Raw genomic sequence first — 24,669 nt, 5'->3', positions numbered from 1 at the left:
CTGAACGTAAGGTGTATGTGCAAACTAGCAACTGTCGCTATAGCAATACAATTACAACTTTGGTCTATCGACGACATTCCCCTGAATTAATAACTGCCTTCAAAACATAAATATCAACAACTTACCTGATTTCAACGCTTTTCAACTGCTAGCAACAATTGCTTTACGTTAACGTAAACTTGTTTTAGCCTCAGTGGCAGTGTTCCATAGGAGTCATATATTGGGAACAACGCCTTATTGAGAGAACGTCACCATGAGCAAAACTTACTCGATCAGTGAACTAGCCAACGAGTTTGATTTAACCACCCGTAGCATTCGCTTCTATGAAGATCAGGAACTGCTCCACCCTACGCGCCGCGGGCAAACCAGGGTTTACAGCAGCAAAGACCGTGTACGGCTGAAGCTCACCATTCGTGGCAAGCGACTGGGTTTTTCATTGGCAGAGATTCGCGAACTGTTCGAGCTTTGGGACGAAACCCGCAGCGGCAGCAAAAAGCAGCTGCACCTAATGCTAAGCAAAATAGGCGAGCGCCGTGCGGCGCTGGATCAACAAATGAAAGACATCACCATGGTTCAGCTAGAGCTTGAAAGCGCTGAAATCCGCTGCCGCCAAGCGCTCGAAGAACTACTCGAGAAAGAGCCGCAAGAAACACAAAACGAAGAAGAGCACGCGAGTTCGGCCGATAAAGCCTCAGCCCCCTCTTCCGCCACTATGCACTGACGCGTCCGCCAACTCGATTAGCCGACACAGCTACGCCAGCCCAGATGGCTAATTACAGATAGCAAACACAAATAATCAGCACAGGTGATTGACCATGTTTTCACACTACTCAGAACTCAATTTTGGCCTCGAAGACGAACTGAACATGTTACGCGAGCAGGTCAACGCCTTTGCTGCCAGCGAGATTGCCCCCCGTGCGGCCGAAATCGACCGCAACAACGAGTTCCCTAACGACCTGTGGAAGAAGTTTGGCGATATGGGGCTATTGGGGATTACCGTCTCTGAAGAGGATGGCGGCAGCGGCATGGGCTATCTGGCCCACTGCATCGCCATGGAAGAGATCTCCCGGGCCAGCGCATCGGTAGCGCTCTCTTACGGCGCCCACTCCAACTTGTGCGTTAACCAGATCAAGATCAACGCCTCCCCCGAACAGAAAGCCAAGTACCTCCCCAAACTGATCAGCGGCGACCACGTGGGCGCTTTGGCCATGTCGGAACCCGGCGCAGGCTCGGATGTTGTGTCGATGCAGCTGCGTGCCAAGCAGAATGGCGATCACTACATCCTTAACGGCAATAAAATGTGGATCACCAACGGCCCCGATGCCGATGTGCTGGTGGTGTACGCCAAAACAGATCCAGACGCCGGTTCCAAAGGCATCACCGCGTTTATTATCGAAAAAGGCATGCCCGGTTTCTCCACCGCCCAAAAGCTCGACAAGCTGGGCATGCGCGGTTCCAACACCTGTGAACTGGTATTCCAGGATTGCGCCGTTCCCGCTGAACACATTCTCGGTGAAGAAGGCAAAGGCGTACGCGTACTGATGAGCGGGTTGGACTATGAGCGTACCGTACTGGCCGCTGGCCCGATCGGCATTATGCAGGCCGCCATGGATGTGGTGATGCCCTATATCCACGAGCGTAAACAGTTCAACCAGTCGATTGGTGAGTTCCAACTGGTGCAGGGCAAAGTGGCGGATATGTACACCACCCTGAACGCCTGCCGCGCCTATTTATACGCTGTAGCCGGTGCCTGCGACCGTGGCCAAACGTCCCGCAAAGACGCTGCCGGGGTGATTCTCTACTGCGCCGAAAAAGCCACTCAGGTCGCGCTGGATTCCATTCAGCTACTCGGCGGCAACGGCTATATCAACGAATACCCCACCGGGCGCCTGCTACGAGACGCCAAGCTGTATGAGATCGGCGCGGGCACCAGCGAGATTCGGCGGATGCTAATTGGTCGCGAACTCTTCACCGAAAGTCTTTAATTAAATTCAGCAGGGTCCTGTCATGAGCTCCATTTCCACTCAGATCAACCCGCGTAGCGATGTATTTCAGGCCAACGAAGCCTCAATGCTCGGTGAAGTGAACAAACTGCGTGAACTGACCGCTGCCGTCGCCCAGGGTGGCGGCGCCAAAGCCCGCGAGCGTCACGAAAGCCGCGGCAAGCTGTTTGTACGCGACCGCATCGATCACTTGATCGATGAAGGTTCGCCGTTTCTAGAGTTTTCAGCCCTTGCGGCGCATAACATATACGATAGCGAGATCCCTGCCGCTGGTGTGGTCACCGGTATTGGCCGTGTTTCCGGCGTGGAGTGTGTGATTGTCGCTAACGATGCCACAGTTAAAGGCGGCACTTACTTCCCGCTGACCGTCAAAAAGCACATCCGCGCCCAGGAGATTGCCCGCAAGCATCGCCTGCCGTGCATCTATCTGGTCGATTCCGGCGGTGCCTTCCTGCCCCGCCAGGATGAAGTCTTCCCCGACCGCGATCACTTCGGGCGCATCTTCTATAACCAGGCGACCATGTCGGCGGAAGGCATTCCGCAAATCGCCGTGGTGATGGGCTCCTGCACCGCAGGCGGCGCTTACGTGCCTGCCATGGCAGACGAGTCGATTATCGTTAAAGAGCAGGGCACGATTTTCCTGGGTGGCCCGCCCTTGGTGAAAGCCGCCACCGGTGAAAGCATCAGCGCCGAAGATCTTGGCGGTGCTGATGTTCACGCCAAGGTCAGCGGTGTCGCCGACCACTACGCAGAAAACGATGCTCATGCGCTGCAGCTAGCTCGCGCCTGTGTGTCGCGGTTGAACTGGCAAAAGCGCGGCAAGCTGGCCATGCAGGCACCCAAGCCACCCAAGCTGGATCCTGCTGAGCTGTATGGCATTGTCGGCACCGACCTGAAAAAGCCCTATGACGTGCGCGAAGTCATTGGCCGCATCGTCGATGACTCCGACTTTGACGAGTTCAAGCGCTACTACGGTGAAACCCTGGTCACCGGCTTTGCCCATATTCACGGCTACCCGGTGGGTATTGTGGCCAATAACGGCGTGCTGTTTTCCGAAAGCGCGGTGAAAGGCGCGCACTTTATCGAGCTCTGCGCTCAGCGCAAGATTCCGCTGATCTTCCTGCAGAACATCACCGGCTTTATGGTCGGCTCCAAGTACGAGCACGAAGGCATTGCCAAGCACGGCGCCAAGCTGGTGACTGCCGTAGCCTGCGCCAAGGTACCCAAATACACCGTTCTGATTGGCGGTAGCTTCGGCGCCGGTAACTACGGTATGTGTGGCCGCGCTTACGACCCCAACCTGCTGTTTATGTGGCCCAACGCGCGCATTTCAGTGATGGGCGGCGAGCAGGCGGCGGGCGTGCTGGCCCAGGTTAAGCGCGAGCAGCATGAACGCGAAGGCCGCGAGTGGAGCAAAGCGGACGAAGAAGCCTTTAAGCAGCCCACTCGCGACCAGTACGAGCATCAGGGCCACCCCTACTACGCCAGCGCCCGCTTGTGGGACGACGGCGTGATTGATCCGCTGCAAACCCGCGATGTGCTTGGGCTCTCTTTAGCTGCCGCGATGAATGCAGAAATCGAAGAGACGCGCTTCGGCGTGTTCCGGATGTAAGGGGGTCCTACCATGGCTTACTCAACGCTGATTATCGAAGAGGGCGTGGCGCGCCTGACCTTAAACCGCCCCGAGGTGCATAACGCTTTTGACGACAGCCTTATCGCTGAGCTAAACGCGCACCTTGACCAGTTGCATACGTTGGCCGAATCAGGCGATGTACGCGCGGTAGTGCTGGGTTCAGAAGGCAAAAGCTTCTCCGCGGGTGCCGATCTGAACTGGATGAAGCGCATGGTCGATTACGACCTGGAAGATAACCTCGCCGATTCCCGCAAGCTCGCCGCACTCATGCACGGCCTGGATACGCTGCCCTGCCCTACCGTCTGCCGTGTGCAAGGCGCCGCCTTTGGCGGCGCGGTGGGCTTGGCCGCCTGCTGCGATGTGGTGATCGCCTCAGGCAAAGCCAAATTCTGCCTTTCGGAAGTCAAAATTGGCCTATCGCCCGCGGTCATCAGCCCTTACGTGCAGCGGGCCCTGGGCGAGCGACAGATGCGCCGCTATGCGTTAACCGCAGAAGTCATGGACGCCGAAATAGCGCTCGCGCTGGGTTTAGTCCATCTAGTGGTGGAGCACGATAAGCTAGACGACGAAGTGGACGCCATGCTGGCCACTCTGTTAGCCGGCTCGCCCCAAGCCCAGCGCGCCACCAAGGCGCTGATGGCCTCGGTCGCTCAAGCACCTGACAGTGACGCCACTCGGGAACATACCTGTCAGGTGATCGCCAAACTGCGGGTAAGCCAAGAAGGGCAAGAGGGTTTATCCAGTTTCTTTGAAAAGCGCCGCCCCGCCTGGGCCGATTCTAATAACACACCCCACGCTTCGGAGCGTCGCTCATGAGTCATTCACCCCCTATTGAAAAAAACGAAAGAGCCGAAAAAGCCGCTCGCACGACGCCTTTTGACACGCTTCTAGTCGCCAACCGCGGTGAAATCGCCTGCCGCGTGATGCGCACTGCGCGCCGTATGGGCCTGAAAACCGTCGCGGTTTACTCTGACGCCGATGCCAGCGCACGCCACGTGCGTGAAGCCGACGAGGCCGTTCGTCTGGGGCCTGCCGCCGCCCGGGAAAGCTATCTCAATATTGATGCGGTGATCGAAGCTGCCAAGCGCACCGGCACCGGCGCGATTCACCCCGGTTACGGCTTTCTTTCCGAAAACGGTACCTTCGTCAAAGCCCTTGAAGAAGCGGACATTACCTTCGTTGGCCCGCCCGCCTCGGCGATTGCCGCCATGGGCGATAAATCCGCTGCCAAGGCGCGCATGGCCAATGCGGGCGTGCCGCTGGTGCCGGGCTACCACGGTGACGACCAGGACGACGCCCTGCTGCGCAGCGAAGCCGACAAAATTGGCTACCCGGTGATGCTCAAAGCCAGCGCCGGTGGCGGTGGTAAAGGCATGCGCGTGGTTGAATCTGGCGATAGCTTCCAGGCCGCGTTAGACGGCTGCCGCCGTGAATCCAAAGCCGCTTTTAGTGATGACAGGATGCTGATCGAGAAGTATCTGGTGCAGCCCCGCCATGTGGAAGTGCAGGTATTCTGCGACCGCCATGGTAACGGCGTTTACCTGTTCGAGCGGGATTGCAGCGTTCAGCGCCGCCATCAAAAAGTCATTGAAGAAGCCCCCGCCCCCGGTATGACGGCGGAGCTGCGTAGCGCTATGGGCGATGCCGCCGTCCGCGCCGCCCAGGAGATCGGCTACGTGGGCGCGGGCACCGTCGAGTTTCTTTTAGACATTGACGGTTCGTTCTACTTTATGGAGATGAACACTCGCCTCCAGGTCGAGCACCCGGTCACCGAAATGATCACTGGCCAGGATCTGGTCGAGTGGCAGTTGCGCGTCGCCATGGGCGAGCCGCTCCCTTGCAGCCAGGATGAGCTGACGATCACCGGCCATAGCTTTGAAGCGCGTATCTACGCCGAAGACCCGGATCAGGATTTCCTGCCCGCTACCGGCCTGCTCACTCGCTTTGCACTGGATTTAGAAGGCGCTGGTCTAAGCGGCGACCAGGTACGTTTAGATAGCGGTGTAGAGAGAGGCGATGCGGTGTCGATGCACTACGACCCCATGCTCGCCAAGCTGATCGTTCACGGTGCCGACCGAGATGCGGCGTTGGCCACGCTTAACCGCGCACTAGCAGCGCTGGACGTTCAAGGGGTTGTCACTAATCGCGCCTTCTTGATGCGCCTGGCAACGCATCCGGGCTTTAAGAACATAGAGCTGGATACCCGCTTTATCGAGCGCAACGAAGCGACGCTGTTTGCAGCCCGTACTTACAGCATGGAGGCCTACGCGAGTGCCGCGCTGATTGGCCTGAATCAACTTACCCAGGAGTGCGAAAGCGACTCGCCCTGGGATCGCCACGACGGCTTCCGCCTCAACGCACCGCACACCATTCGCATTGCCCTGTGTGACCCGGCAAGTGCGCAAGCGCCGGATAGCGATGAAGCGGTAGTGATCGTCGAAGGTAAACGCAGCCCTGGCGAGTCGCTGTGGAATCTCACTATTGGCGACGAAACCCTTACCGCGAGTTTGCAGCCGCTCACCGGCGATGCGGTAGCGGTTACCTTGAATGGCCACCGCCGCCGCCTGCAGGCCCGCCGCGACGGTCACGTGGTGGTTATGGCCGACCCAAGCGGTGAAACCCGCCTGTTCTGGCGGCGCATCGATGCCATTGATCACGGTCACCACGAGGCAGAATCCACGCTGACCGCACCCATGAACGGCACGGTCGTTGCATTGCTGGTAGAGCCCGGCGTTAATGTCGAAAAAGGCATGCCGCTAATGGTGATGGAAGCGATGAAAATGGAGCACACCATGACCGCCCCCGCCGATGGCAGCGTGGAGACGTTCCACTTCCAAGCCGGGGACACCGTGAGCCAAGGCGCCGTGCTGCTCGACTTTGCGGTCAACGAATAGGAGTCACTGATGCCATTGCCTACCTCTGTAAAGCTGTTTGAAATGTCGCCCCGTGACGGCCTGCAAAATGAGCCGGGGGCCATTGTGCCCACCGGGACTAAGATTGCTCTGATCGAGCGGCTTGCTAAAGCGGGTATCACGCATATCGAAGCCGCCAGCTTTGTATCACCCAAATGGGTGCCACAAATGGGCGACGCCGTTGAGGTCATGGCCGGCATCAAACGCCAGCCAGGCGTGGTGTACTCCGCGCTGACGCCTAATCTAAAAGGGCTCGAAAACGCGCTAACCGTGGGTGTTGAGGAGGTCGCGGTATTTGGTGCGGCGTCTGAAGCCTTCTCGCAAAAGAACATTAACTGCTCCATTGCTGAATCACTGACCCGCTTTGAGCCGGTGTTAGAGCGCGCCCGAGAGGCTGGCGTGCGCGTGCGCGGCTACGTCTCCTGCGTATTGGGCTGCCCCTACGAAGGCGAGATAGCCTCCGCCAAAGTGGCTGAAGTGGCCAAGGCGCTTTATGAGATGGGCTGCTACGAGGTGTCCCTGGGCGACACCATTGGCGTCGGCACGCCGCTGGCTGCTAAACGCATGATTGAGGCGACGCGCCAACAGGTGCCCATTGAGTTTCTGGCCGCTCACTTCCACGACACCTACGGCATGGCGCTGGCCAATCTTTATGCCGTCCTAGAAGAAGGCGTTAGCGTTATTGATGCCGCTACCGCGGGACTTGGCGGTTGCCCCTATGCCAAGGGCGCTTCCGGCAACGTAGCCACTGAAGACGTGCTCTATCTGCTGGAAGGGCTGGGGATTGAAACGGGCATCGACCTACAGGCCGTGATTGAAACCGGCTACTGGATCACCCACGAGCTAGGCCGCAAGCCCAGTTCAAAGGTGGCCTTGGCAAAAGGCCTTAGCCGTTGAAATAAAACATGAATAATAAAAATTAAAAGCAGCGAGTTATCCCCTGCCTTCCCGTTCGGACAAGAAAAAATATCGGAGAGATACACCATGGCATCACCTGCGCTTACCCAACCCAGCTACTCCAGCAGCATGGCTGACAAGCCGCTTCTTGGCATGACGATCGGCGATAAATTTGACCAAATCGCGACACAACATGCTGATAATGACGCGCTGATTGTACTGCATCAGAACATTCACTGGAGCTATCGCCAGCTCCAGGAAGAGGTCAACCGCTGTGCCCGTGCGCTGCTCTCCATCGGCGTCAAGAAAGGCGACCGTGTGGCCATTTGGGCACCCAACTGCAGCGAATGGACATTGACTCAGTTCGCCACTGCCAAAATCGGTGCCATTCTGGTCAACATTAATCCCTCTTACCGTACCCATGAGCTGGAATACGCACTGAACCAGTCTGGTGCGCGCTTTCTGGTCACTGCCAACAGCTTTAAAAGCTCTGACTACAGCGCCATGCTGTATGAGCTGGCACCCGAGTTAAAAACCAGTAACGATGGCGAGCTGAAGTCGCAAAAGCTGCCCGACCTTGAGTGCATTATTAATTTAAGCAGCGAAAAGCTGAGCGGCATGTGGCGCTGGTCTGACCTGATGAAAGAAGCCAATAAGGTTAGCCAAACCGATGTTGACGATCTGCAGGCGACGCTGCAGTTTGATGATGCGATCAATATTCAGTACACCTCGGGCACCACTGGCTTTCCTAAGGGCGCGACGCTTTCCCACCACAATATTCTCAATAACGGCTTCTTCGTGGCGGAGAGCATGGGCTTTACCAGTGAAGACCGCCTGGTGATTCCGGTGCCGCTTTACCACTGCTTTGGCATGGTGATGGGCAACCTGGGCTGTATGACCCACGGCGCCACCATGATCTACCCGGATGAGGGCTTCGATCCCGGCAAGGTGCTCAAGGCAGTGCACGATCAAAAAGCCACCGCGCTCTACGGCGTGCCCACCATGTTTATCGCCGAGCTTGAACACGAGGGTTTTGCTAGCACTGACTTCTCCACACTGCGCACCGGGATTATGGCGGGCTCGATCTGCCCTGCGGAAATCATGAAGCAGGTCATCAACAAGATGAATATGAAGGGCGTGCAGATCGCCTACGGCATGACGGAAACCAGCCCGGTCTCCACTCAAACGGGTGCCAACGACAGCATTGAGAAACGCGTTTCCACCGTGGGCCGTACCCAGCCTCACTTAGAGAACAAAATTGTCGACCCTGGCAACGGCGGCATTCTGCCTCGGGGCGAAATCGGCGAGCTGTGTACCCGCGGCTACAGCGTAATGCTGAAGTACTGGAACAACGATAAAGCCACCGCCGAGGCCATCGACGAAGCGGGCTGGATGCACACCGGCGATCTGGCCACCATGGATGAAGAGGGCTACATCCAGATCGTCGGCCGCATCAAAGATATGGTCATTCGCGGCGGCGAGAACGTCTATCCCAAAGAGATCGAAGAATTTCTCTACGCCCACCCGGCGATCTCAGAAGTACAGGTCACCGGCGTGCCCGACAAGAAGTATGGTGAAGAGCTGATTGCCTGGGTGAAACTCAACAGCACCGCGGGTGACGTCACCGGTGAAGAGCTACGCGAGTACTGCAAAGGCAAGATCACCCACTTCAAAATTCCGCGCTACTTTAAGTTCGTTGACGAGTTCCCGATGACCGTCACCGGCAAGATTCAGAAATTTAAAATGCGTGAAATTTCCATTCAAGAGTTGGGCTTGGATCAAGAATCGTAAGCGATGACCCCTTCCAACCCTTTAGCCAACCACTATCAGCGCGCCCTGCGCGCTGATGAGATATTGGCGCAGATCAATGCTCACTACCCTGCTGGCCCTACGCTGCACCAATTGGCGCCTTTGGATCAGCTGCATATTGGCGGTGTGGCAGCCTCTACTCGGCTGCTGGAACGACTCACCCCTGACGACCACGGAAAAGTTTTAGATATTGGCGCGGGGCTGGGCGGGCTAATGCGCCAAGGTGCTTCACTCGGTTTTCAAATGACGGGGCTGGATATTACCCACGGCTTCAGTGCGCTCAATAAATCGCTGAGCTTACGGGTAAATCAGCCAGACGCCCCACCGCTTGCCTGGGTAACGGGCGATGCTAGCGCTCTGCCCTTTGCGGATAACAGCTTTGATGCCGTGCTGTTTCAGCACAGCCTGCTCAATATGCCCAATGTCTCCAAGGTAATCACAGAAAGTCGACGAATTCTGCGCCCCGGTGGGCAGTTAGTGATGCACGAGGTCGTCAGTGGCCCCAACGTGGCGCAACTTCGCTACCCAGTGCCTTGGGCAGCCTCCTCCAAGCACTCCCATCTACTTACCTTGGTTGAACTAACTCGACTGCTTGAAGTGGGCGGCTTTCAACTTGAACACGTGGACGACTGGAGCGAAATGGCTTTGGCGTGGCGCCAGCGGCAACGTCAAAAAGAGCAGACACCCCGGCAAGCGGTGCTGTCCCCCCAGTGGGTATTTGGTGAGCGCTTTATCACTATGGGTAAAAATTTAGTCGATAACCTAGCCCAGGGCGCAATTAAAGTGGTGGAAATCCAAGCCAGTTGCTAATCTGAATAGAATTGCTTTTTCCTCTCTACCCATGGCTATACGACAACACTTGGGTATGTACCGATAGGTGTAAGAGAAATGCCAATCAAACGCTTGGCAAGCACCCTGCTCTGCTGCTCCGTTCCCTGGTTTAGCAGCTACGCCGACGACACTCCGCCGGTGATGGCCTATACCGCCCCTAATAGCGAACTCATGCAGCTGGATAACGGCGTTATCTTAGAAGGCAGTGACCTTCAAAGCCTTGATAACTATACCAGCGGTTTTCGGGTCACCGCAGGCTACAGCCCCTGGCGACTCCCCCAACTCGATATTGGCGCTGAAATTGCCTACCGGGAAAGCGACGAAATCTCCACTTCCTCCGGTGTTAACCCCCTCATTATGGATACACTCAGTTTGGGTGGCGCCATTGTTGCCGGAGTTCGCATGGGCGCCTTTAGCGTCTATGCGAAGTCCGGCATCACAGAATGGCGTGGTGAAAGCGACCTGGAAGGCGCCGATGAAAGCGGTACTGCATTGCTGCAAGGTTTCGGCGCCACGGTGACGATCAACCGACTCGTCAGTCGCCTAGAGTATGAACGCATCGACGCTCCAACCCTCAGCCACCTCAATATGCTAAGTGCCTCATTGCATCTTCCGTTCTAACGCCCAACCTAAATTAATTTAAATTCGCTTTTCTCTGATTACCCATCGATTTGTAAGATATGGCTTAAAATTTTGTAAGCCATTTCTTACAAGCGTGTAAGCCATTAACGCTTCGTGCCCTCAAGGGGTTGCGCTTCAACTCTGCCTCGCTATTCTGACCGCTTCTCATTAGCAGTTAATGATCCAAGGAGCGGAGCGATGGCGGACAAAACGGGCCTGCAATTTACCCTGACCCTACCCGGGGCCGATGACACCGCCGTGGTGCGCTTTACCCATCGCGAGGCGCTGTCTGAGCCGTTTGCGCTCGGCGATGCTCAAGGACTACACCTTTAAAAACCCGCCCTATGCGCAGATCCATGAGCACCTCGCTCCCAACTTGGGCGAACACGCCCAGCGGGAGGATTACGAACACTTTGACTACCCCGGCCGCTATAAGAAGGACGCTTCCGGTAAGCCCTTTACCCGCCACCGCTTAGAATCCCTGCGCGCCGACGCCACCACCGCCGAAGCCGAGAGTGACCTGCCCGAGCTCGCCCCCGGCATCTGCTTTACCCTCACCGACCACGATATCGATAGCCTTAACCAAGCGTGGCAGGTGGTCTCAGTGATCCACCACGGCGAACAGCCCCAAGCGCTGGAAGAGGACGGCATGGCCCGGGGTGGTAATGGCAGTAATAACGGGAACAGTGCCCAATCAGGCGAGCTGATGACCCGCTACCACAACGACGTGGTGATCATGCCTCGGGACCAGACTTTCCGCCCGGTGCCCAATCCCAAGCCGCGGGTCGATGGCCCCCAGGTGGCCTTTGTGGTCGGCCCCGAAGGCGAAGAGATCTACTGCGACGAACATGGCCGGGTCAAGGTGCAGTTCCCCTGGGATCGCTACGCCGAACCCAACGAGACCGCCAGCTGTTGGGTGCGGGTCGCCCAGGGCTGGGCAGGCGGTGGCTACGGCAGTATGGCGATCCCCCGGATCGGCCATGAGGTCATTGTCTCGTTTTTAGAGGGCGACCCTGATCAACCGCTGGTCACCGGCCGCACTTACCACGCGGTGAATACCCCGCCTTACCCGCTGCCGGAGCACAAGACCCGCACGGTGATCCGCACCCAGAGTCATAAATCGGAAGGCTTTAACGAACTGCGCTTCGAGGACGCCACTGGCGAAGAGCAGATCTGGCTCCACGCTCAGAAAGATCTGGAGCTGCTCACCCTTAACGACCGCACCGAGGAGATCCGCAGAGACAGCCACCTCAAGCTGCACCGCAACCGCTTGAGCGAAATCCGTAACGACGATCACCTCACCGTACACGGCAAGCGCTACACCCAGATCAAGGGCGATGACCACCTTCAGGTCGATCAAACCCGCCATGAGGTCTACGGTGAAGCCCAGCTGGTGGAGACCGGCCGCGAGCTGCACCACAAAGCGGGCAGCCAAATCGTGTTGGAAGCGGGTAGCGAGATCACCCTTAAAGCCGGGGGCAGCTTTATCAAGCTCGACCCCGGCGGCGTGACCATTGTCGGCCCCCAGGTCAAGATCAACTCCGGCGGTAGCCCCGGCCGCGGCCAGGGCCAGGCGATTGTACTGCCCCGCTTACCCGGGGAAGCCGAGCCTGAGGAGAGCGAGGACGTTACCCTTGAGCCGCACCAGACCCCACTGCTCAGCAGCGACATCACCGCCGCCACGCCGTTGGCGTTAGACGATATCGACATCACCGATGGCCTGGCCGACGACTGCAGTGCCTGCCAACCGGCGGTGGGTAGCCCGGTGAACCCGCTGCTGGGCGCCAAGCTGCTGCCCGCCGAGACCGATTTTGCACTCCCCGCGCCACGGCCGTTTGTGTTTAGCCGTGGCTACCTCTCCAGCAACGGAGCGGTAGGCGCCCTGGGTCAGGGTTGGTCGCTCCCCGGCGAGTCTCTGGCCATTACCCTCAATGACGACGCCTGTATTGTCCAAGATGCCCAGGGCCGTGCGATTACCTTTGGTTCACTGGCCCCCGGCCAGGCACGCTTCTCGCCCACCGAACAGCTATGGATACGCCGCGGGGGTGCCTCAACCGCTGAAGATAGCAACGCGCCCCGCTGGCAAGCCCTGGACGAGACGTTGCGCAATGATCCTGAGCGTATCGTGTTAAGCGATGCCAGCGGGCTTTACTATGTGTTTGCTAACCCAACAGACGTGGCAACCATTGGCGCGAGTTCAGGCGATAACGTAGGAAATAATAGCGCCCGCTGGCCCTTAATCGAAGAGCGCGACCGCAACGGCTACACCACCCAGTACCGCTGGGAGGGTGATCTGTTGGTGCGGGTGATCGACAGCGCCCAGCGCCACTACCAGCTGGTCTACGATGCCCTGTTACCCGCGATGCAAGGCGACACCGGGCAGCGCTTGACCGGCGTCAAGCTGGTGCAGGCCCACGACGGTGAGTCGGCGGACGAGTGGTTAGTGCGCTACTCCTATAGCCCGGTGGGGGATTTGATTGCGGTGCGTCACCGCCACGGTGAAGTGGTGCGCGAGTTCGAGTGGCAAGCGCATATGCTTACCGCCCACCGGGTACCCGGCGGCATGGAAGCCCACTACACCTGGGATCGCCACGCCCCGGATGGCCGCGTGGTCGGCCAGCAGGAAGCCGGTGGCTTGGCGCGGACGTACAGCTACCAAGTGGATCATACGCTGGTCACCGACAGCCTGGGCCGGGAGGAGCGCTACCACTTTGTGGGCAGCGGCCCCGGCCGCCGCTGGACGGCCCATACCCGCGCCGATGGCTCGCGGATCGAGTTCCGCTATGATCGTGCGGGTCTCAAAGTAGCCACCGTGGATCCGTTGGGTCACGAGACATTGATTGAACGGGACGACCACGGCCAGGTGATCGCCCAGACCGGCCCGGACGGCACCCGCTGGGCCATTGAGCGGGATGCTCTCGGGCAGCCGGTGAGCATCGAAGGCCCTGACGAGCAGCGCTGGCAGATCACACGTAACGAGCGCGGCCACCCGCTGAACGTCACCGGGCCGGAAGGCACCACTGCCTTCGCCTATGACCATGCCGACTTGCCCAACCGCCCTACCACTGTCACCGATGTGGTGGGCGCTACCCACCAGCGGAAGTGGAACGCCCTGGGCCAGGTCACCGCCCAGATCGACTGCTCTCAGCAGCGTACCGAGTACGCCTACGACCGCCACGGCTATCTGGCCAGCGTCACCAATGCCCTGGGTGAGACCACCCGCACCCAGCACGACAAGATGGGCCGACGCATCGCCACCCAGCTTCCCGACGGGCTCTACTGGCACCACCATGTGGATGCCCTTGGACGTTTGGTAGAGCTGGAAGGCCCGCAAGGGTTTAGGCAACAATTCTTCTTTAATGACCACGGCCGCCAGGTGCAACGCATCGAGGCCGACGGCAGCCAGCAGTTCACCGCTTACGATGACATTGGCCGCCTCAGCGAGCTGACCCTGGGCAACGGCGCGGTCTACCGCTTTGCTTATGACGAGATGGATCGCTTAGCCAGCGAGACCGGCCCCGATGGCCGGGAGCAGCAGTACCGCTACGATGACGCCGGGCGACTGATCGAACGCATTGAGGCCAATCGCCCCGGCCCTGATGGTCAGCCGCTGGTCACTAAGTACGACTATGACGAAGCTGGTCGCCTCACCGCCCGGCACCTGCCCGCCACGGAACACGCCCCGGCCAGCACGGAGCAGTACCAGTGGGGCACCAATGGCCAGCTACTCAGCGTCACCAACGACCACGGCGAGGTCAGTTTTAACTACGACCACGCCCAACGCTTAATCGGCGAACAGCAGCAACATGCAGGAGAGAGTGGTTGGAGCTGGCAACACCAGCATAGCCTGACGGCTACCGGCGCGCCCCAGGCTAGTCAGTTCGGTGAACTACCGGCGCTCAACTGGCACACCTACGGCAGCGGCCACCTGCACGGCCTAAGTGCCCCAGGCCTGGATCTGGAAATCGCCCTGGAACCCGATGCGCTGCACCGGGAGACCCAGCGCCGCCTCAGCACCGGCGCCAAGGCGCACAACCAGCCGCTGGTGTTGGAGCGCGGGTACACGAACCTGGGCCAACTGGATCACCTCACCCTGCGCAGCCCGGACACCGCCAGCCAGCAGAGCTATCGATACGACGCCCTGGGCCGGATGAGCTTCCGCAGCCTGCAAGGTGATCCAGCAGAAAAAGTCATCGCCTACAGCTACGACGCCGCCGGGCGCTTGATCGGCAGCCAGCACGGCGACCACGCCCACCGCTACTCAGTGGACGCGGCGGGCAATCGGTTAGAAGGCCAACAGGCCCTTTCTGATAATCGACTGGGGCAGTTAAACGGTACCCGCTTCCGCTACGACGGTGCCGGTAACCTGATCGAACGCCAACAGCCCAACGGCGAACGCCTAACCCTGGGCTACGACGGCGCGAATCGCCTAGTGCACCTGATCCACGCCAGCGAGCTGGGGGCGACCCGCGAAGCCACCTACCGCTACGACGGCCTGGGAAGACGCATCAGCAAAACCGTACGTCACACCAATGGCACCACCGCCACCACCCACTACGGCTGGGATGGTGACCGCATTGTAAGGGAAGAAACGGATAGCCAGCGCACTACCGTGGTCTATGAGCCTGGGAGTTTTGTGCCCATGCTGCGCATTGATGACACTCAACAAGGCCAGGTACTCAGCGCCTACATCACCGACGCCCTGGGTACACCGATGCAACTGGTCACCCCCAACGGCCAACCCCGCTGGCTCGCCGAACCCGACGACTGGGCAGCCGTCAAAAACCAACGCGCCGTGCGCAACGTCACCCAACCAATCCGGTTCCAGGGCCAATGGCACGACGAAGAGAGTGGCCTCTACTACAACCGCCACCGCTACTACGACCCGCAGCAAGGCAGGTATATCAGCCAGGATCCGATTGGTCTTAACGGTGGCACTAACTTGTATGGGTATGTGACCAACCCGACAGGGATGGTGGATCCGCTGGGGCTGAGTGGTTTTTTAGGTGCTGACTTTAGCGATCTTATGGGCTCTACCACATCCTGCCCCCAAGAGGGTGAACTTGGTAACTGCAAAAAATGGCCTCCACTCGCGCCCTCAGGCGCTGACATCGACAGTAATATAGCAAATGCAAGTGATAAATGGAGTCCGTGGTGGTTTAGGAATCAAGTGAAAAATGGAGGGCCCTGGGATTACAAGCAGCAAGGTAGTGATTATGAAGACTTCGGCAATTTTAACTATGGCGCTACTGGGGCAGCTTTTGGCTTTCCTGATACAATCCTCTTGAATGAAGCAGGTCGAGCGCAGCAAGCTGCGGGAACTTCTTTACCCTCCTGGGGTAGCCCAGGGCCTAGCTTATTCCCCTTTCTCGGCACAGCTCCTTTTGGCGATGATCCGCAAGATCAGTACTGGATTAAGGAAGGAATAGATTTTTATCGTAATAGAGAACAGTGGAACACTCCTATTCAACTCGGACCATGATGAGATGAAAGTTTTGAAGATAATAATCATTGGTAGTAGTTTTGTTTTACTCGCTCTTTTAGGTATTGTGGTGTGGTTTTTTTTCAGTGGAGGTATTTTTTCAGATTGTGAAACACATGAAATTTCCCGCAGTAAATCTCCGAGCGGTAAATATGAAGCCATGGTTTATATCAAAGGCTGTGGAGCAACGACACCATCTGCGACGATAGTAGCACTTAGACAAGATGAAAAGGTTAGCGCCTTCGAAGATATTTTCATTATAGAGGCTGCTGTATCTATAGATTTTGAATGGACAGGCCCCGACCAATTAAAGATTTTCTCACCCAAAATTATAACTAATGCAGATATATTTAGAAAAGAAATGAATTGGCAAACAGTGTCTATTGAATATCAATAGAAGTGGGCAGCCAATTGGCTTTCTTTAGGCAGGGAAGAGCAGTACCATGACGATACCCTGAGTCGGATGAGCTTCCGTGCACTGTAAGGCGATCAAGCATCAAAAGTCATCGCCTGCAGCTACGACGCCGCCGGGCGTCTAATCGGCAGCCAGCATGGTGACCACGCCCACCGCTACAGTGTGGCGCGGCCGGTAATCGGTTAGAAGGCCAACAGGCCCTTTCTGATAATAGCCTGGGACAGCTAAACGGTACCCGCTACCGCTACGACGGGGCCGGTAACCTGATCGAACGCCAACAGCCCAACGGCGAACGTTTAACCCTGGGCTATGACGGCGCGCATCGCCTACCACGCCAGCGAACTGGGGGCTACCCGCGAAGCCACCTACCGCTACGACGGCCTGGGAAGACGCATCAGCAAAACCGTGCGCCACACCAACGGCACCACCCACTACGGTTGGGACGGTGATCGCATCGTGCGCGAAGATACGGACAATCAGCGCACCACCGTGGTCTACGAGCCGGGCAGTTTTGTGCCCATGCTGCGTATTGATGTCACCCAGCAAGGCTAGGTACTCAGCGCCTACGTCACCGACGCCCTGGGTACGCCGATGCAGTCAGCCACCCCCAACGCCAACCCCGATGGCTCGCCGAACCCGACGACTGGGCCGCGGTCAAAAACCAACGCGCCGTGCGCAACGTCACCCAACCGATCCGCCTCCAGGGCCAGTGGCGCGACGAAGAAAGCGGTATCTACTACGACCCACAGTAAGGCAGATGCATCAGCCAGGATCCGATCAGCCTCAACGGCGGCACGAACTTGTGTGGTTATGTAAATAATCCGACGGGGATGGTGGATCCGCAGGGGTTAGTGGCCCAAGTATGCGCGGTACCAGGCCCCACGATGGCAGCTTGTGTTTCAGCTGGACAATGGCTTTTAGGTGCATTGGGAATAGGGGCCACTGCGACTGCAGTATCTACCATCTCTAGCCCTACAAATGATACGTTTCAAACACGCCCTGGCGCATATACTGGCACTCATTCAAGTACAGAAGAAATAATGCACCGCGGAAGAATTCAGGCACAAGGTGGTGGCCTAGAGGCGTCAGTTGCTTGGTCACAAATGAGCTCTCCCAGTTCAGCAGAAGAGCTATTGATGCTTGATGAGAGGCAAACACAGTTGACAAAAATGTAAATACGAAAGCGAGCTAGAGATTTTAATCAGGCAGAACGCTTTATCAATAACGCAGGAAATGCTGGCGGTGTTATGGCCCCCGTTTCTAGAAGTTTCCCTCGGGGTAATGCTATTCGTGTTGATATAGAAGTCATTACGGGTGAAGCATTTGTTCCATAAAAGATTACTGAGGCTAAATATGATGATTTTCGAAGTTTGGGAAGATGAGGACGGCACGACGCTGTCTACTGTAAATAATATAGCCGAATAAAAAAAGAAAGTGCTGCTTTCTCAGAATGCGAAGCTACTATATAGAATAGAGGCTGATAGTTATGAAGAAGCAATGATTAAATACCATCATAAAATGGGTTGGGAACGATACAAACCTATGAAAGAAGAATAATATTGGCAGCAGTTCATCGCGTTTGATCACCACTTAATCTATGTAATGATGCGGTTTACGGTGGAGGGGAGCTAATAAATCAGCGCACCACAGCAAACCGCCATTATTTACGTCATTACCTATGCATTGTGCTCCTGATCAACTTCAGGCGGTGTCCAAATAGGCACATCTTGCCGCTGGGGTTCGGGCCAATCCTGCTTCATTGCGCTGTTCAACGACTCTTCCAGCTTCATAAATAGCTCGCCGTAGCGGGGGCTGAAGCTGATGCCCTCTTCGATCTCTTTCCAGGCTTCAAACAGTTCATCTTCGTGGGCATCTTCGTTCTGTACAAAGGCCCAAGTCATCTGCTTAGCTCGCATAGGGTGCACGCCCATGGCAGTCAGTGCGTGCCCACCCAACTCCAGCGCTGAATGATAGGTTTCACTGATAACGTCGTCGGCCCCTGCATCACGTAGTTGATAGCCATGACCACGGTCGAACGCACGGGCCAGCACCCACACTTGGGGGTAAGCATGCTTCACATGCTTAACCATCTGCACGGCACGCTCACGATCGTCTAACGCGATAACTAGTAACCTAGCGTGCTCAATCCCTGCGGTCTCAAGCAAGTCGGAGCGGCTGGCGTCGCCAAAGTAGCTTTTGATGTTAATTTTGCGCAGATTCTCGATCTGCTCGATCTCATGATCCAAAGCCACGATGGGAATGTTGTTGGCGCGCAACAAGCGGCAGATAATTTGTCCAAACCGCCCTACGCCCGCAACGATAACCGGTGCCTGCTCCTCGATTGTATCGGCCTCTCGGTCGTCATTTTTGGCCATTTGGTATCGCGGAAGTACTAAGCGGTCGTAGGCAATAAACAGCAGTGGGGTTAAGAACATCGATAGCGCCACGACTAACGAAAGCACCTGGGAGATATCGGTAGGAATCACGCTGTTTTGAACGCTATAGGTCAGCAGCACAAAGCCAAACTCACCGGCTTGGGCAAGGCTTAAAGTGAATAGCCAACCGTTGCTACCATGTACCCGAAATAGCAGCGCCAAGCCCAGCAGAATCAGACCTTTAACAACGATAACCGCCAAACCTAGCGATAGCACCGCGCCCCACTCCGCCGCTAACACCGAGAAGTTGATGCCCGCTCCTACGGTAATAAAGAACAGCCCCAGTAGTAGCCCTTTGAAGGGCTCAATATTGGCTTCCAGCTCGTGTTTAAATTCACTGTTGGCGAGCACCACCCCCGCTAGGAAGGCACCCAGGGCGGGGGATAAATTGACCACACTCATCAGGGCGGCGATGCCAATTACCAGCATCAGCGCAGTAGCGGTAAATACTTCACGCAGGCCAGAGCCAATCACATAGCGAAACAGCAGCGGCATCAAATAGTAGCCAGCGGCAATAACGCTTGCGATAGCTGCCACGACCACTAAAGCGTGCGCCCAGCCGGGCAAGTGGGCTACCAGGCTTAAGCTGGCGTGGCCATCATCACCGCCCGCCCCCATCAACTCAGGCAGCGCCAGAAGCGGGATCAGTGCCAGCATGGGGATCACCGCAATATCCTGAAACAACAGCACCGAGAAAGCGCTGCGCCCGCCCTCCGTTTTGGCGAGCCCCTTTTCATTCAGTGTTTGCAGAACAATCGCCGTGGAAGAGAGCGCGAAAATCAGTCCCACCGCCAGGGAGGTTTGCCACACCAGTCCCAGCCACCAGGCAATAGCGGTGCCAGCTGCAGCGGTTAGCACGACCTGAAGCCCACCCAGACCGATCAGCCGAACCCGCATTGCCCATAGCCCTTTGGGGTCAAGCTCCATGCCCACCAAAAAAAGCATCATCACCACGCCAAACTCGGCAAAGTGCTGAATGGTGGTGGTCTCCTGCCCCACCAGCCCCAGGATTGGGCCAATCACTACCCCGGCGACTAAGTAACCCAGTACCGACCCCAGGCCAAAACGCTTGGCAAGAGGTACGGCGATCACCGCGGCAACAAGATAAATAAAGGCTTGAATGAAATAACTGGTCATCGGGGCTCCTTAAATTGACAGGCGCTACTTGACTTCCCAGAGCAATCAGGTAGCGTACTAGTACGTTAGTACATCACTAATTACTCGGTAGCGAACTATGCCTTCAAACGGTCACTATCAGGCTGAGCTAATCGACCACCTACTCTCCATTGATTCACCTGAAGCAATGGATCGAGCGCTGGCGAGCCTGCTAACGCCTGCAGAGTACCAAGAAATCAGTAAACGCCTACAAATTTTTAAGCTGCTGCGTGAAGGCGTGCCCCACCGCAAAATTGCCGAAACCCTGGGTGTGGGCATCGCTACGGTTTCACGGGGCTCCCGCGCGCTTACCACGTTACCCTCTTCAAGCCCTTCTTCACGGAATGATGCATCATGACCACTGCAAATACACAGGCCTCACCAGGCCCGCAGCCTTTTACGCTGCCGCGCAAACCTCACTATGTGACCTTGGCGGCGGACTGCGACTTCTTTGCCCTGTTTCAGAAAATCGAGCGCCGGTTTGATACCTGCTACATGCTGGAGTCATTGGGCGAAGATAGCCATATGGCGCGCCACTCGATCATTGGCTTTGATCCCGAGTACACGCTTTACGCCAACGGCAACACGCTGACGATCGAAGACCGCAAAGGCAACGCCAATCACTACCCCAGCGATAACCCCTATGAGCTGCTGCGCAGTCTGATCCCGCAGAATATTATTTCCCGCAAGTACGCCGGGGGGTTAAGCGGTTACCTTGGTTACGATGCCATGCAGTATTTCGAGCCATCGCTTACGTTAAAAGCCAACGATGATTTCGACACCTTCCGTTTCGGGCTTTACAAAGATGGCCTGATCCTCGACAAGATGACCGGAGAAGTCACCTATTTCTATTACGACAACAGCCGCTACGAATTTCTACAGACGTTAATTGATGCAGACGATGAGCCGGCAGGCCCGCTGAAAATCACCGCCTTAGGCGACACTATGAGCCAGGCAGAACACGCCGAGGCGGTGGCCAAGGTGAAACAGGATATTATCGACGGCAAAGTGTTCCAGTGCGAAGTTGGCTTTAAAAAACGCTTCAGTATTAAAGGCGACGCCCTGGCGCTGTATGACCAGCTACGCACCATCAACCCGTCGCCGCAAATGTACTACGTCAAATTTGGCGAGCAGAAGCTGATCGGCGCAAGCCCAGAGCTTTTATTTCGGCTTCGCCAGGGCGAGATGGAGACCTTCCCACTGGCGGGTACCACCACCCGGGGTCAAACACTCCAGGAAGACACCCAGCTCGCTAGGGCACTGCTTAACGATCCCAAAGAGATCGCCGAGCATAATATGATCGTGGATCTACACCGCAACGATATTGGCCGGGTAGCGCAGTTTGCCACGGTGAAAGTACGCAGTTTGATGGATATCAAACGCTTTAGCCACGTGCAGCATATCTCCAGCGAGATCGTCGGCATTATCGCCGAAGGTGAAGATATGTTTACCGCGCTGGCCAGCAACTTCCCCGCGGGCACCCTCACCGGCGCACCCAAAATCGAGGCGATGAAAATCATCGATGATCTGGAAACCGACGGGCGCGGCCCCTACGGAGGCGCAGTGGGTCAGTTCTCGTTCAACGGCGACTGTACCTTTGCGATTCCGATTCGTACCGTGTTTGTGAATGGTGAGCGTGCCTACGTGCAAACCTGCGGTGGCAATGTGTTTGATAGCAATGCCGACGATGAGTATGAGGAGATCCGCCGCAAGTTTGCCGGTACTCGCAAAGCCCTTACCCCCTTTATGGAGACGGACATGGAGAGCCCAGCATGAAGGTACTTATCATCGATAATTACGACTCCTTCACCTACAACCTCTACCAGTTTATTGGTGAGATTCTAACCACAGAGAAGAACCGCGGCGGGCTGGCCAATTTTGAGATTATCGTTAAGCGCAACAATCAGATCGATTACGACGCCATCGAAGCCATGGCCCCGGATCGTATTATCATCTCCCCCGGCCCCGGCTCGCCGGATGACCCGCGCTACTTTGGTGTATGCGCTGAAGTGATCGAGAAACTGGGCAAGACCACACCGCTGCTGGGAGTGTGCCTGGGTATGCAGGGCATTGTGCACGTATTTGGCGGCAAGGTGGTGAAAGCTCCGCTACCGATGCATGGCAAGATCAGCCCGATCAACCACAATAACGCATCGGTGTTTAACGGCGTGCCCGACCAGCTTGAGGTAATGCGCTACCACTCGCTAATTGCCGATGCGACCACCCTGCCCGAGTGCCTGGAGGTGACCGCCACCGTGGGCGCACTGGCAGCTGATAGCTTTGAGCAGCGTAGCAGTTGGCAGGCATTGGGTGAATTCGAACTGATGGGCGTTAAACATCGGGAGTACCCGATTCACGGCATCCAGTTTCACCCGGAATCGTTTGCCACCGAAGGCGGCAAAGAGCTGATCGCTAATTTTCTTTTCGCGCACGGCAATCACGCCAGAGCGTAGGCACCAAGTATAGGGTGGCTAAACGGGTGGCTAAATGAGACTCAATGAAACCGTTAGCCATCCTAGACAGGCCAGATTTACGACAACCGTCAGCCAGAACGTAACTTGAAAGGCGGTTTTCTGGGTTTTATGCCTCAGTTGCTGTTGGGCCAGTAGCGCACCCGGCCAGCCACCCACTACCCCAAGCAGATGTAGCGACTTTTCACTCACCCGACGGCGGTTTTTAATAGCCGCCTTTTTGTCGATAGCGTAAGTGATATAAGCGATAACGCTCACTACAGCGTAAAAGGCGACGATTGGGATCACAGTGAAGACTCTTGAATGATGGGGAGTTACTTGCGCCGCTGGGAAGGCTTTCCGACCGCCGCTGGCTTACCGCGGCCTTTACCAACGGGCTTACCTTTAGCTCCAGGCTTGCTTTTAGCACCAAGCTTGCCGGGGGCTTTGCTGCCCTTGGAGTGCGGCTTGCCTAACGTACTGCCTTTCGGGCCGGTACCTGTTTTTCCACTGACGGCTTTTTTACCCTTGACGGGTGGTTTAGCCCCGGCCGCTTTGGCACCAGCCGCCTTCGCGCCTGCTTTGGCCGGGCGCCCTTTCGCGGAAGGCGGTTTTGCCTTTCCTGCGCCTGAGCTGTAGTTGGGTCTTTCCGGCTTAGCTTTACTTTTCTTCTCGGGTGCCGCCTCTGAGCGTTCGGTCAGCGCGATAATGGTATCGATCTCTTTGGCAGTAAGATCGCGCCAGTCGCCCAGGGCCAAGCCTTTGAGGGGTACATTCATAATACGCGTGCGAATAAGCTGGGTAACTTCATAGCCGAAGTATTCGCACATACGGCGAATTTGCCGATTGAGCCCCTGCACCAGAGTGATGGTGAACACAAAGGTGGACTCTTTTTGCACCTTGCAGCGCTTAGTCACCTTGCCAAGAATCGGCACACCACTCTGCATGCCCTCGATAAACTCGTCGGTGATCGGCTTGTTCACCGTCACCTGGTACTCTTTTTCGTGGTTGTTATTGGCGCGCAGAATCTTATTAACCAGATCGCCGTTATTGGTTAAAAAAATCAGCCCCTGAGAGTCTTTATCGAGCCGCCCAATGGGAAAAATACGCACGCCATGCTTCACAAACTCAACGATATTGTCCTTTTCGCTGGACTCAGTGGTACTGACAATGCCCACCGGTTTGTTCAGCGCGATCAGTACCAGATCCTCCTCTTCCTGAGGCTCGATCTCCTGACCGTTTACTTTAACCAAGTCACCCGCCACCACTTGATCACCGGTAGTCGCACGGCGACCGTTTATCCATACGTTGCCCTGCTCCACAAAACGGTCGGCTTCACGGCGAGAGCACATCCCGCTCTCGCTAATATATTTATTGATACGGGTAGTTTTTCGAAACGACATAAAACGCCATGTGGCTATAAGAGGATAAGCAAACAGTTAAAAAGAGGAGCCGGGCTCCTTTAAGAAGGCCAACTCCTCGTCGGTAGAGCCCCGCCCCAACAGTGCGTTGCGGTGCGGGTAGCGCCCAAAACGATCAATAATCGCCTTGTGGCGCACTTCAAAGTCGTAGTTATTCTCTAACCCCGGCTGGTCAAACAGCTGCATCGCCAGCTCATGAATGGCCGCGGATTCGCTATGCATATAGGGCATATACAAAAACGCACGCTGCTCGCTGGTTAGTTCTGCGTCTGCCCCAGCGGCTACCGCCTCTTGAGCTAGCGCCAGCGCTAAGGGATCAGTGGCAAAGGCGCGAGCGTCATCGCGATAGATATTGCGCGAGAACTGATCCAGCACAATGATCTCCGCAAGCCGCCCTTGCGGCGTTTGACGCCATGCGTAACATTCACACCGCGCGGTTTGGGCATGCAGCGCGCCAAACCGCTGCGAGATTGTACGATCCAACTCAGCGTCTTTTTTAAACCACTGAGCAGGCGTCAACTCCTCAAACCAAAAGTCGAGTACCGCTTGAGCATCTGAGGACATTGACGCCTCCCTGTTGTAGTAGAACGTTGTAGTAAAACGTT

Annotated in this window: 20 protein-coding genes and 1 pseudogene; 17 read left to right on the top strand and 4 right to left on the bottom strand. The window is 56.6% G+C overall.

What is annotated here, in order from left to right:
• Positions 1 to 253: 253 nt before the first annotated feature.
• From YERSI8AC_RS09995 to YERSI8AC_RS09930, 14 genes and pseudogenes are all read left to right on the top strand, one after another.
• On the top strand, positions 254 to 721 hold the full coding sequence (locus YERSI8AC_RS09995; RefSeq protein WP_022523812.1) for a MerR family transcriptional regulator: 468 nt from the start codon (positions 254 to 256) through the stop codon (positions 719 to 721).
• A gap of 94 nt (positions 722 to 815) precedes the next feature.
• A complete protein-coding gene (locus YERSI8AC_RS09990; RefSeq protein WP_159176673.1) occupies positions 816 to 1,985 on the top strand; it encodes an isovaleryl-CoA dehydrogenase in 1,170 nt (389 codons plus the stop codon).
• A 22-nt stretch (positions 1,986 to 2,007) separates the two neighbouring features.
• Complete coding sequence (locus YERSI8AC_RS09985) at positions 2,008 to 3,615, top strand: carboxyl transferase domain-containing protein (protein ID WP_035578659.1); 1,608 nt, start codon at positions 2,008 to 2,010, stop codon at positions 3,613 to 3,615.
• Between the two features lie 12 nt (positions 3,616 to 3,627).
• Positions 3,628 to 4,452: an enoyl-CoA hydratase/isomerase family protein gene (locus YERSI8AC_RS09980; protein WP_159176672.1), complete on the top strand. Its 825-nt coding sequence runs from the start codon at positions 3,628 to 3,630 to the stop codon at positions 4,450 to 4,452.
• The gene (locus YERSI8AC_RS09975) at positions 4,449 to 6,530 is read left to right on the top strand and encodes an acetyl/propionyl/methylcrotonyl-CoA carboxylase subunit alpha (protein ID WP_159176671.1); all 2,082 of its coding nucleotides are present in this window, start codon (positions 4,449 to 4,451) and stop codon (positions 6,528 to 6,530) included. Before YERSI8AC_RS09980 ends, YERSI8AC_RS09975 begins: the two co-directional genes overlap by 4 nt.
• 9 nt (positions 6,531 to 6,539) lie before the next feature.
• On the top strand, positions 6,540 to 7,445 hold the full coding sequence (locus tag YERSI8AC_RS09970; RefSeq protein ID WP_022523817.1) for a hydroxymethylglutaryl-CoA lyase: 906 nt from the start codon (positions 6,540 to 6,542) through the stop codon (positions 7,443 to 7,445).
• Positions 7,446 to 7,532: 87 nt separating this feature from the next.
• Complete coding sequence (locus YERSI8AC_RS09965) at positions 7,533 to 9,236, top strand: AMP-binding protein (RefSeq protein WP_022523818.1); 1,704 nt, start codon at positions 7,533 to 7,535, stop codon at positions 9,234 to 9,236.
• A gap of 3 nt (positions 9,237 to 9,239) precedes the next feature.
• Positions 9,240 to 10,064 (top strand): class I SAM-dependent methyltransferase, encoded by an 825-nt coding sequence (locus tag YERSI8AC_RS09960; protein ID WP_022523819.1) that lies wholly within the window; start codon positions 9,240 to 9,242, stop codon positions 10,062 to 10,064.
• Between the two features lie 78 nt (positions 10,065 to 10,142).
• A complete protein-coding gene (locus tag YERSI8AC_RS09955) occupies positions 10,143 to 10,706 on the top strand; it encodes a hypothetical protein (RefSeq protein WP_009286455.1) in 564 nt (187 codons plus the stop codon).
• A 198-nt stretch (positions 10,707 to 10,904) separates the two neighbouring features.
• Positions 10,905 to 11,039 carry a hypothetical protein gene (locus tag YERSI8AC_RS09950; RefSeq protein WP_268892475.1) on the top strand — a complete coding sequence of 45 codons (135 nt, stop codon included), beginning with the start codon at positions 10,905 to 10,907 and terminating at the stop codon, positions 11,037 to 11,039.
• A pseudogene (gene tssI, locus YERSI8AC_RS09945) lies at positions 11,011 to 12,366 on the top strand (type VI secretion system tip protein TssI/VgrG); the annotation flags it as partial. The gene YERSI8AC_RS09950 and the pseudogene tssI, both read left to right, overlap by 29 nt.
• Positions 12,367 to 12,459: 93 nt before the next feature.
• Positions 12,460 to 16,188, top strand: a complete 3,729-nt coding sequence (locus YERSI8AC_RS09940; RefSeq protein ID WP_236557439.1) for an RHS repeat-associated core domain-containing protein — start codon at positions 12,460 to 12,462, stop codon at positions 16,186 to 16,188.
• Between the two features lie 4 nt (positions 16,189 to 16,192).
• Positions 16,193 to 16,585 carry a DUF5412 family protein gene (locus YERSI8AC_RS09935; RefSeq protein ID WP_022523821.1) on the top strand — a complete coding sequence of 131 codons (393 nt, stop codon included), beginning with the start codon at positions 16,193 to 16,195 and terminating at the stop codon, positions 16,583 to 16,585.
• Between the two features lie 327 nt (positions 16,586 to 16,912).
• Positions 16,913 to 17,155, top strand: coding sequence for a hypothetical protein (locus YERSI8AC_RS09930; RefSeq protein WP_022523822.1), 243 nt, complete (start codon positions 16,913 to 16,915; stop codon positions 17,153 to 17,155).
• 1,124 nt (positions 17,156 to 18,279) lie between these two features.
• Here the strand turns inward: YERSI8AC_RS09930 and YERSI8AC_RS09925 are convergent.
• The gene (locus YERSI8AC_RS09925) at positions 18,280 to 20,175 is read right to left on the bottom strand and encodes a monovalent cation:proton antiporter-2 (CPA2) family protein (RefSeq protein ID WP_159176669.1); all 1,896 of its coding nucleotides are present in this window, start codon (positions 20,173 to 20,175) and stop codon (positions 18,280 to 18,282) included.
• Positions 20,176 to 20,272: 97 nt separating this feature from the next.
• Between YERSI8AC_RS09925 and YERSI8AC_RS09920 the strand changes: the two genes are divergently transcribed.
• From YERSI8AC_RS09920 to YERSI8AC_RS09910, 3 genes are read left to right on the top strand one after another with little or no spacing between them, the layout of a single operon-like run.
• Positions 20,273 to 20,551 carry a Trp family transcriptional regulator gene (locus tag YERSI8AC_RS09920; RefSeq protein WP_027959142.1) on the top strand — a complete coding sequence of 93 codons (279 nt, stop codon included), beginning with the start codon at positions 20,273 to 20,275 and terminating at the stop codon, positions 20,549 to 20,551.
• Entirely contained in the window at positions 20,548 to 21,969 is a 1,422-nt protein-coding gene (locus YERSI8AC_RS09915; RefSeq protein ID WP_159176668.1) for an anthranilate synthase component I family protein, read from the top strand. Before YERSI8AC_RS09920 ends, YERSI8AC_RS09915 begins: the two co-directional genes overlap by 4 nt.
• Entirely contained in the window at positions 21,966 to 22,646 is a 681-nt protein-coding gene (locus tag YERSI8AC_RS09910; RefSeq protein WP_022523828.1) for an anthranilate synthase component II, read from the top strand. The genes YERSI8AC_RS09915 and YERSI8AC_RS09910 overlap by 4 nt, the downstream gene beginning before the upstream one ends.
• 30 nt (positions 22,647 to 22,676) lie before the next feature.
• On the opposite strand, the gene YERSI8AC_RS09905 is transcribed toward YERSI8AC_RS09910, so the two are convergent.
• From YERSI8AC_RS09905 to YERSI8AC_RS09895, 3 genes are read right to left on the bottom strand one after another with little or no spacing between them, the layout of a single operon-like run.
• A complete protein-coding gene (locus tag YERSI8AC_RS09905) occupies positions 22,677 to 22,952 on the bottom strand; it encodes a DUF1294 domain-containing protein (protein ID WP_022523829.1) in 276 nt (91 codons plus the stop codon).
• Positions 22,953 to 22,978: 26 nt separating this feature from the next.
• Positions 22,979 to 24,046: a 23S rRNA pseudouridine(2604) synthase RluF gene (gene rluF / locus YERSI8AC_RS09900; protein WP_053857080.1), complete on the bottom strand. Its 1,068-nt coding sequence runs from the start codon at positions 24,044 to 24,046 to the stop codon at positions 22,979 to 22,981.
• A gap of 36 nt (positions 24,047 to 24,082) precedes the next feature.
• Positions 24,083 to 24,628 carry a DUF924 family protein gene (locus YERSI8AC_RS09895; RefSeq protein ID WP_022523831.1) on the bottom strand — a complete coding sequence of 182 codons (546 nt, stop codon included), beginning with the start codon at positions 24,626 to 24,628 and terminating at the stop codon, positions 24,083 to 24,085.
• Positions 24,629 to 24,669 lie beyond the last annotated feature (41 nt).

The sequence above is a fragment of the Halomonas sp. 113 genome (assembly GCF_904067645.1).
GTDB classification, from domain to species: Bacteria; Pseudomonadota; Gammaproteobacteria; order Pseudomonadales; family Halomonadaceae; genus Vreelandella; species Vreelandella titanicae.
Note: the sequence above shows the minus strand (reverse complement) of the source record. Positions and strands in the feature narration are given on the sequence as shown.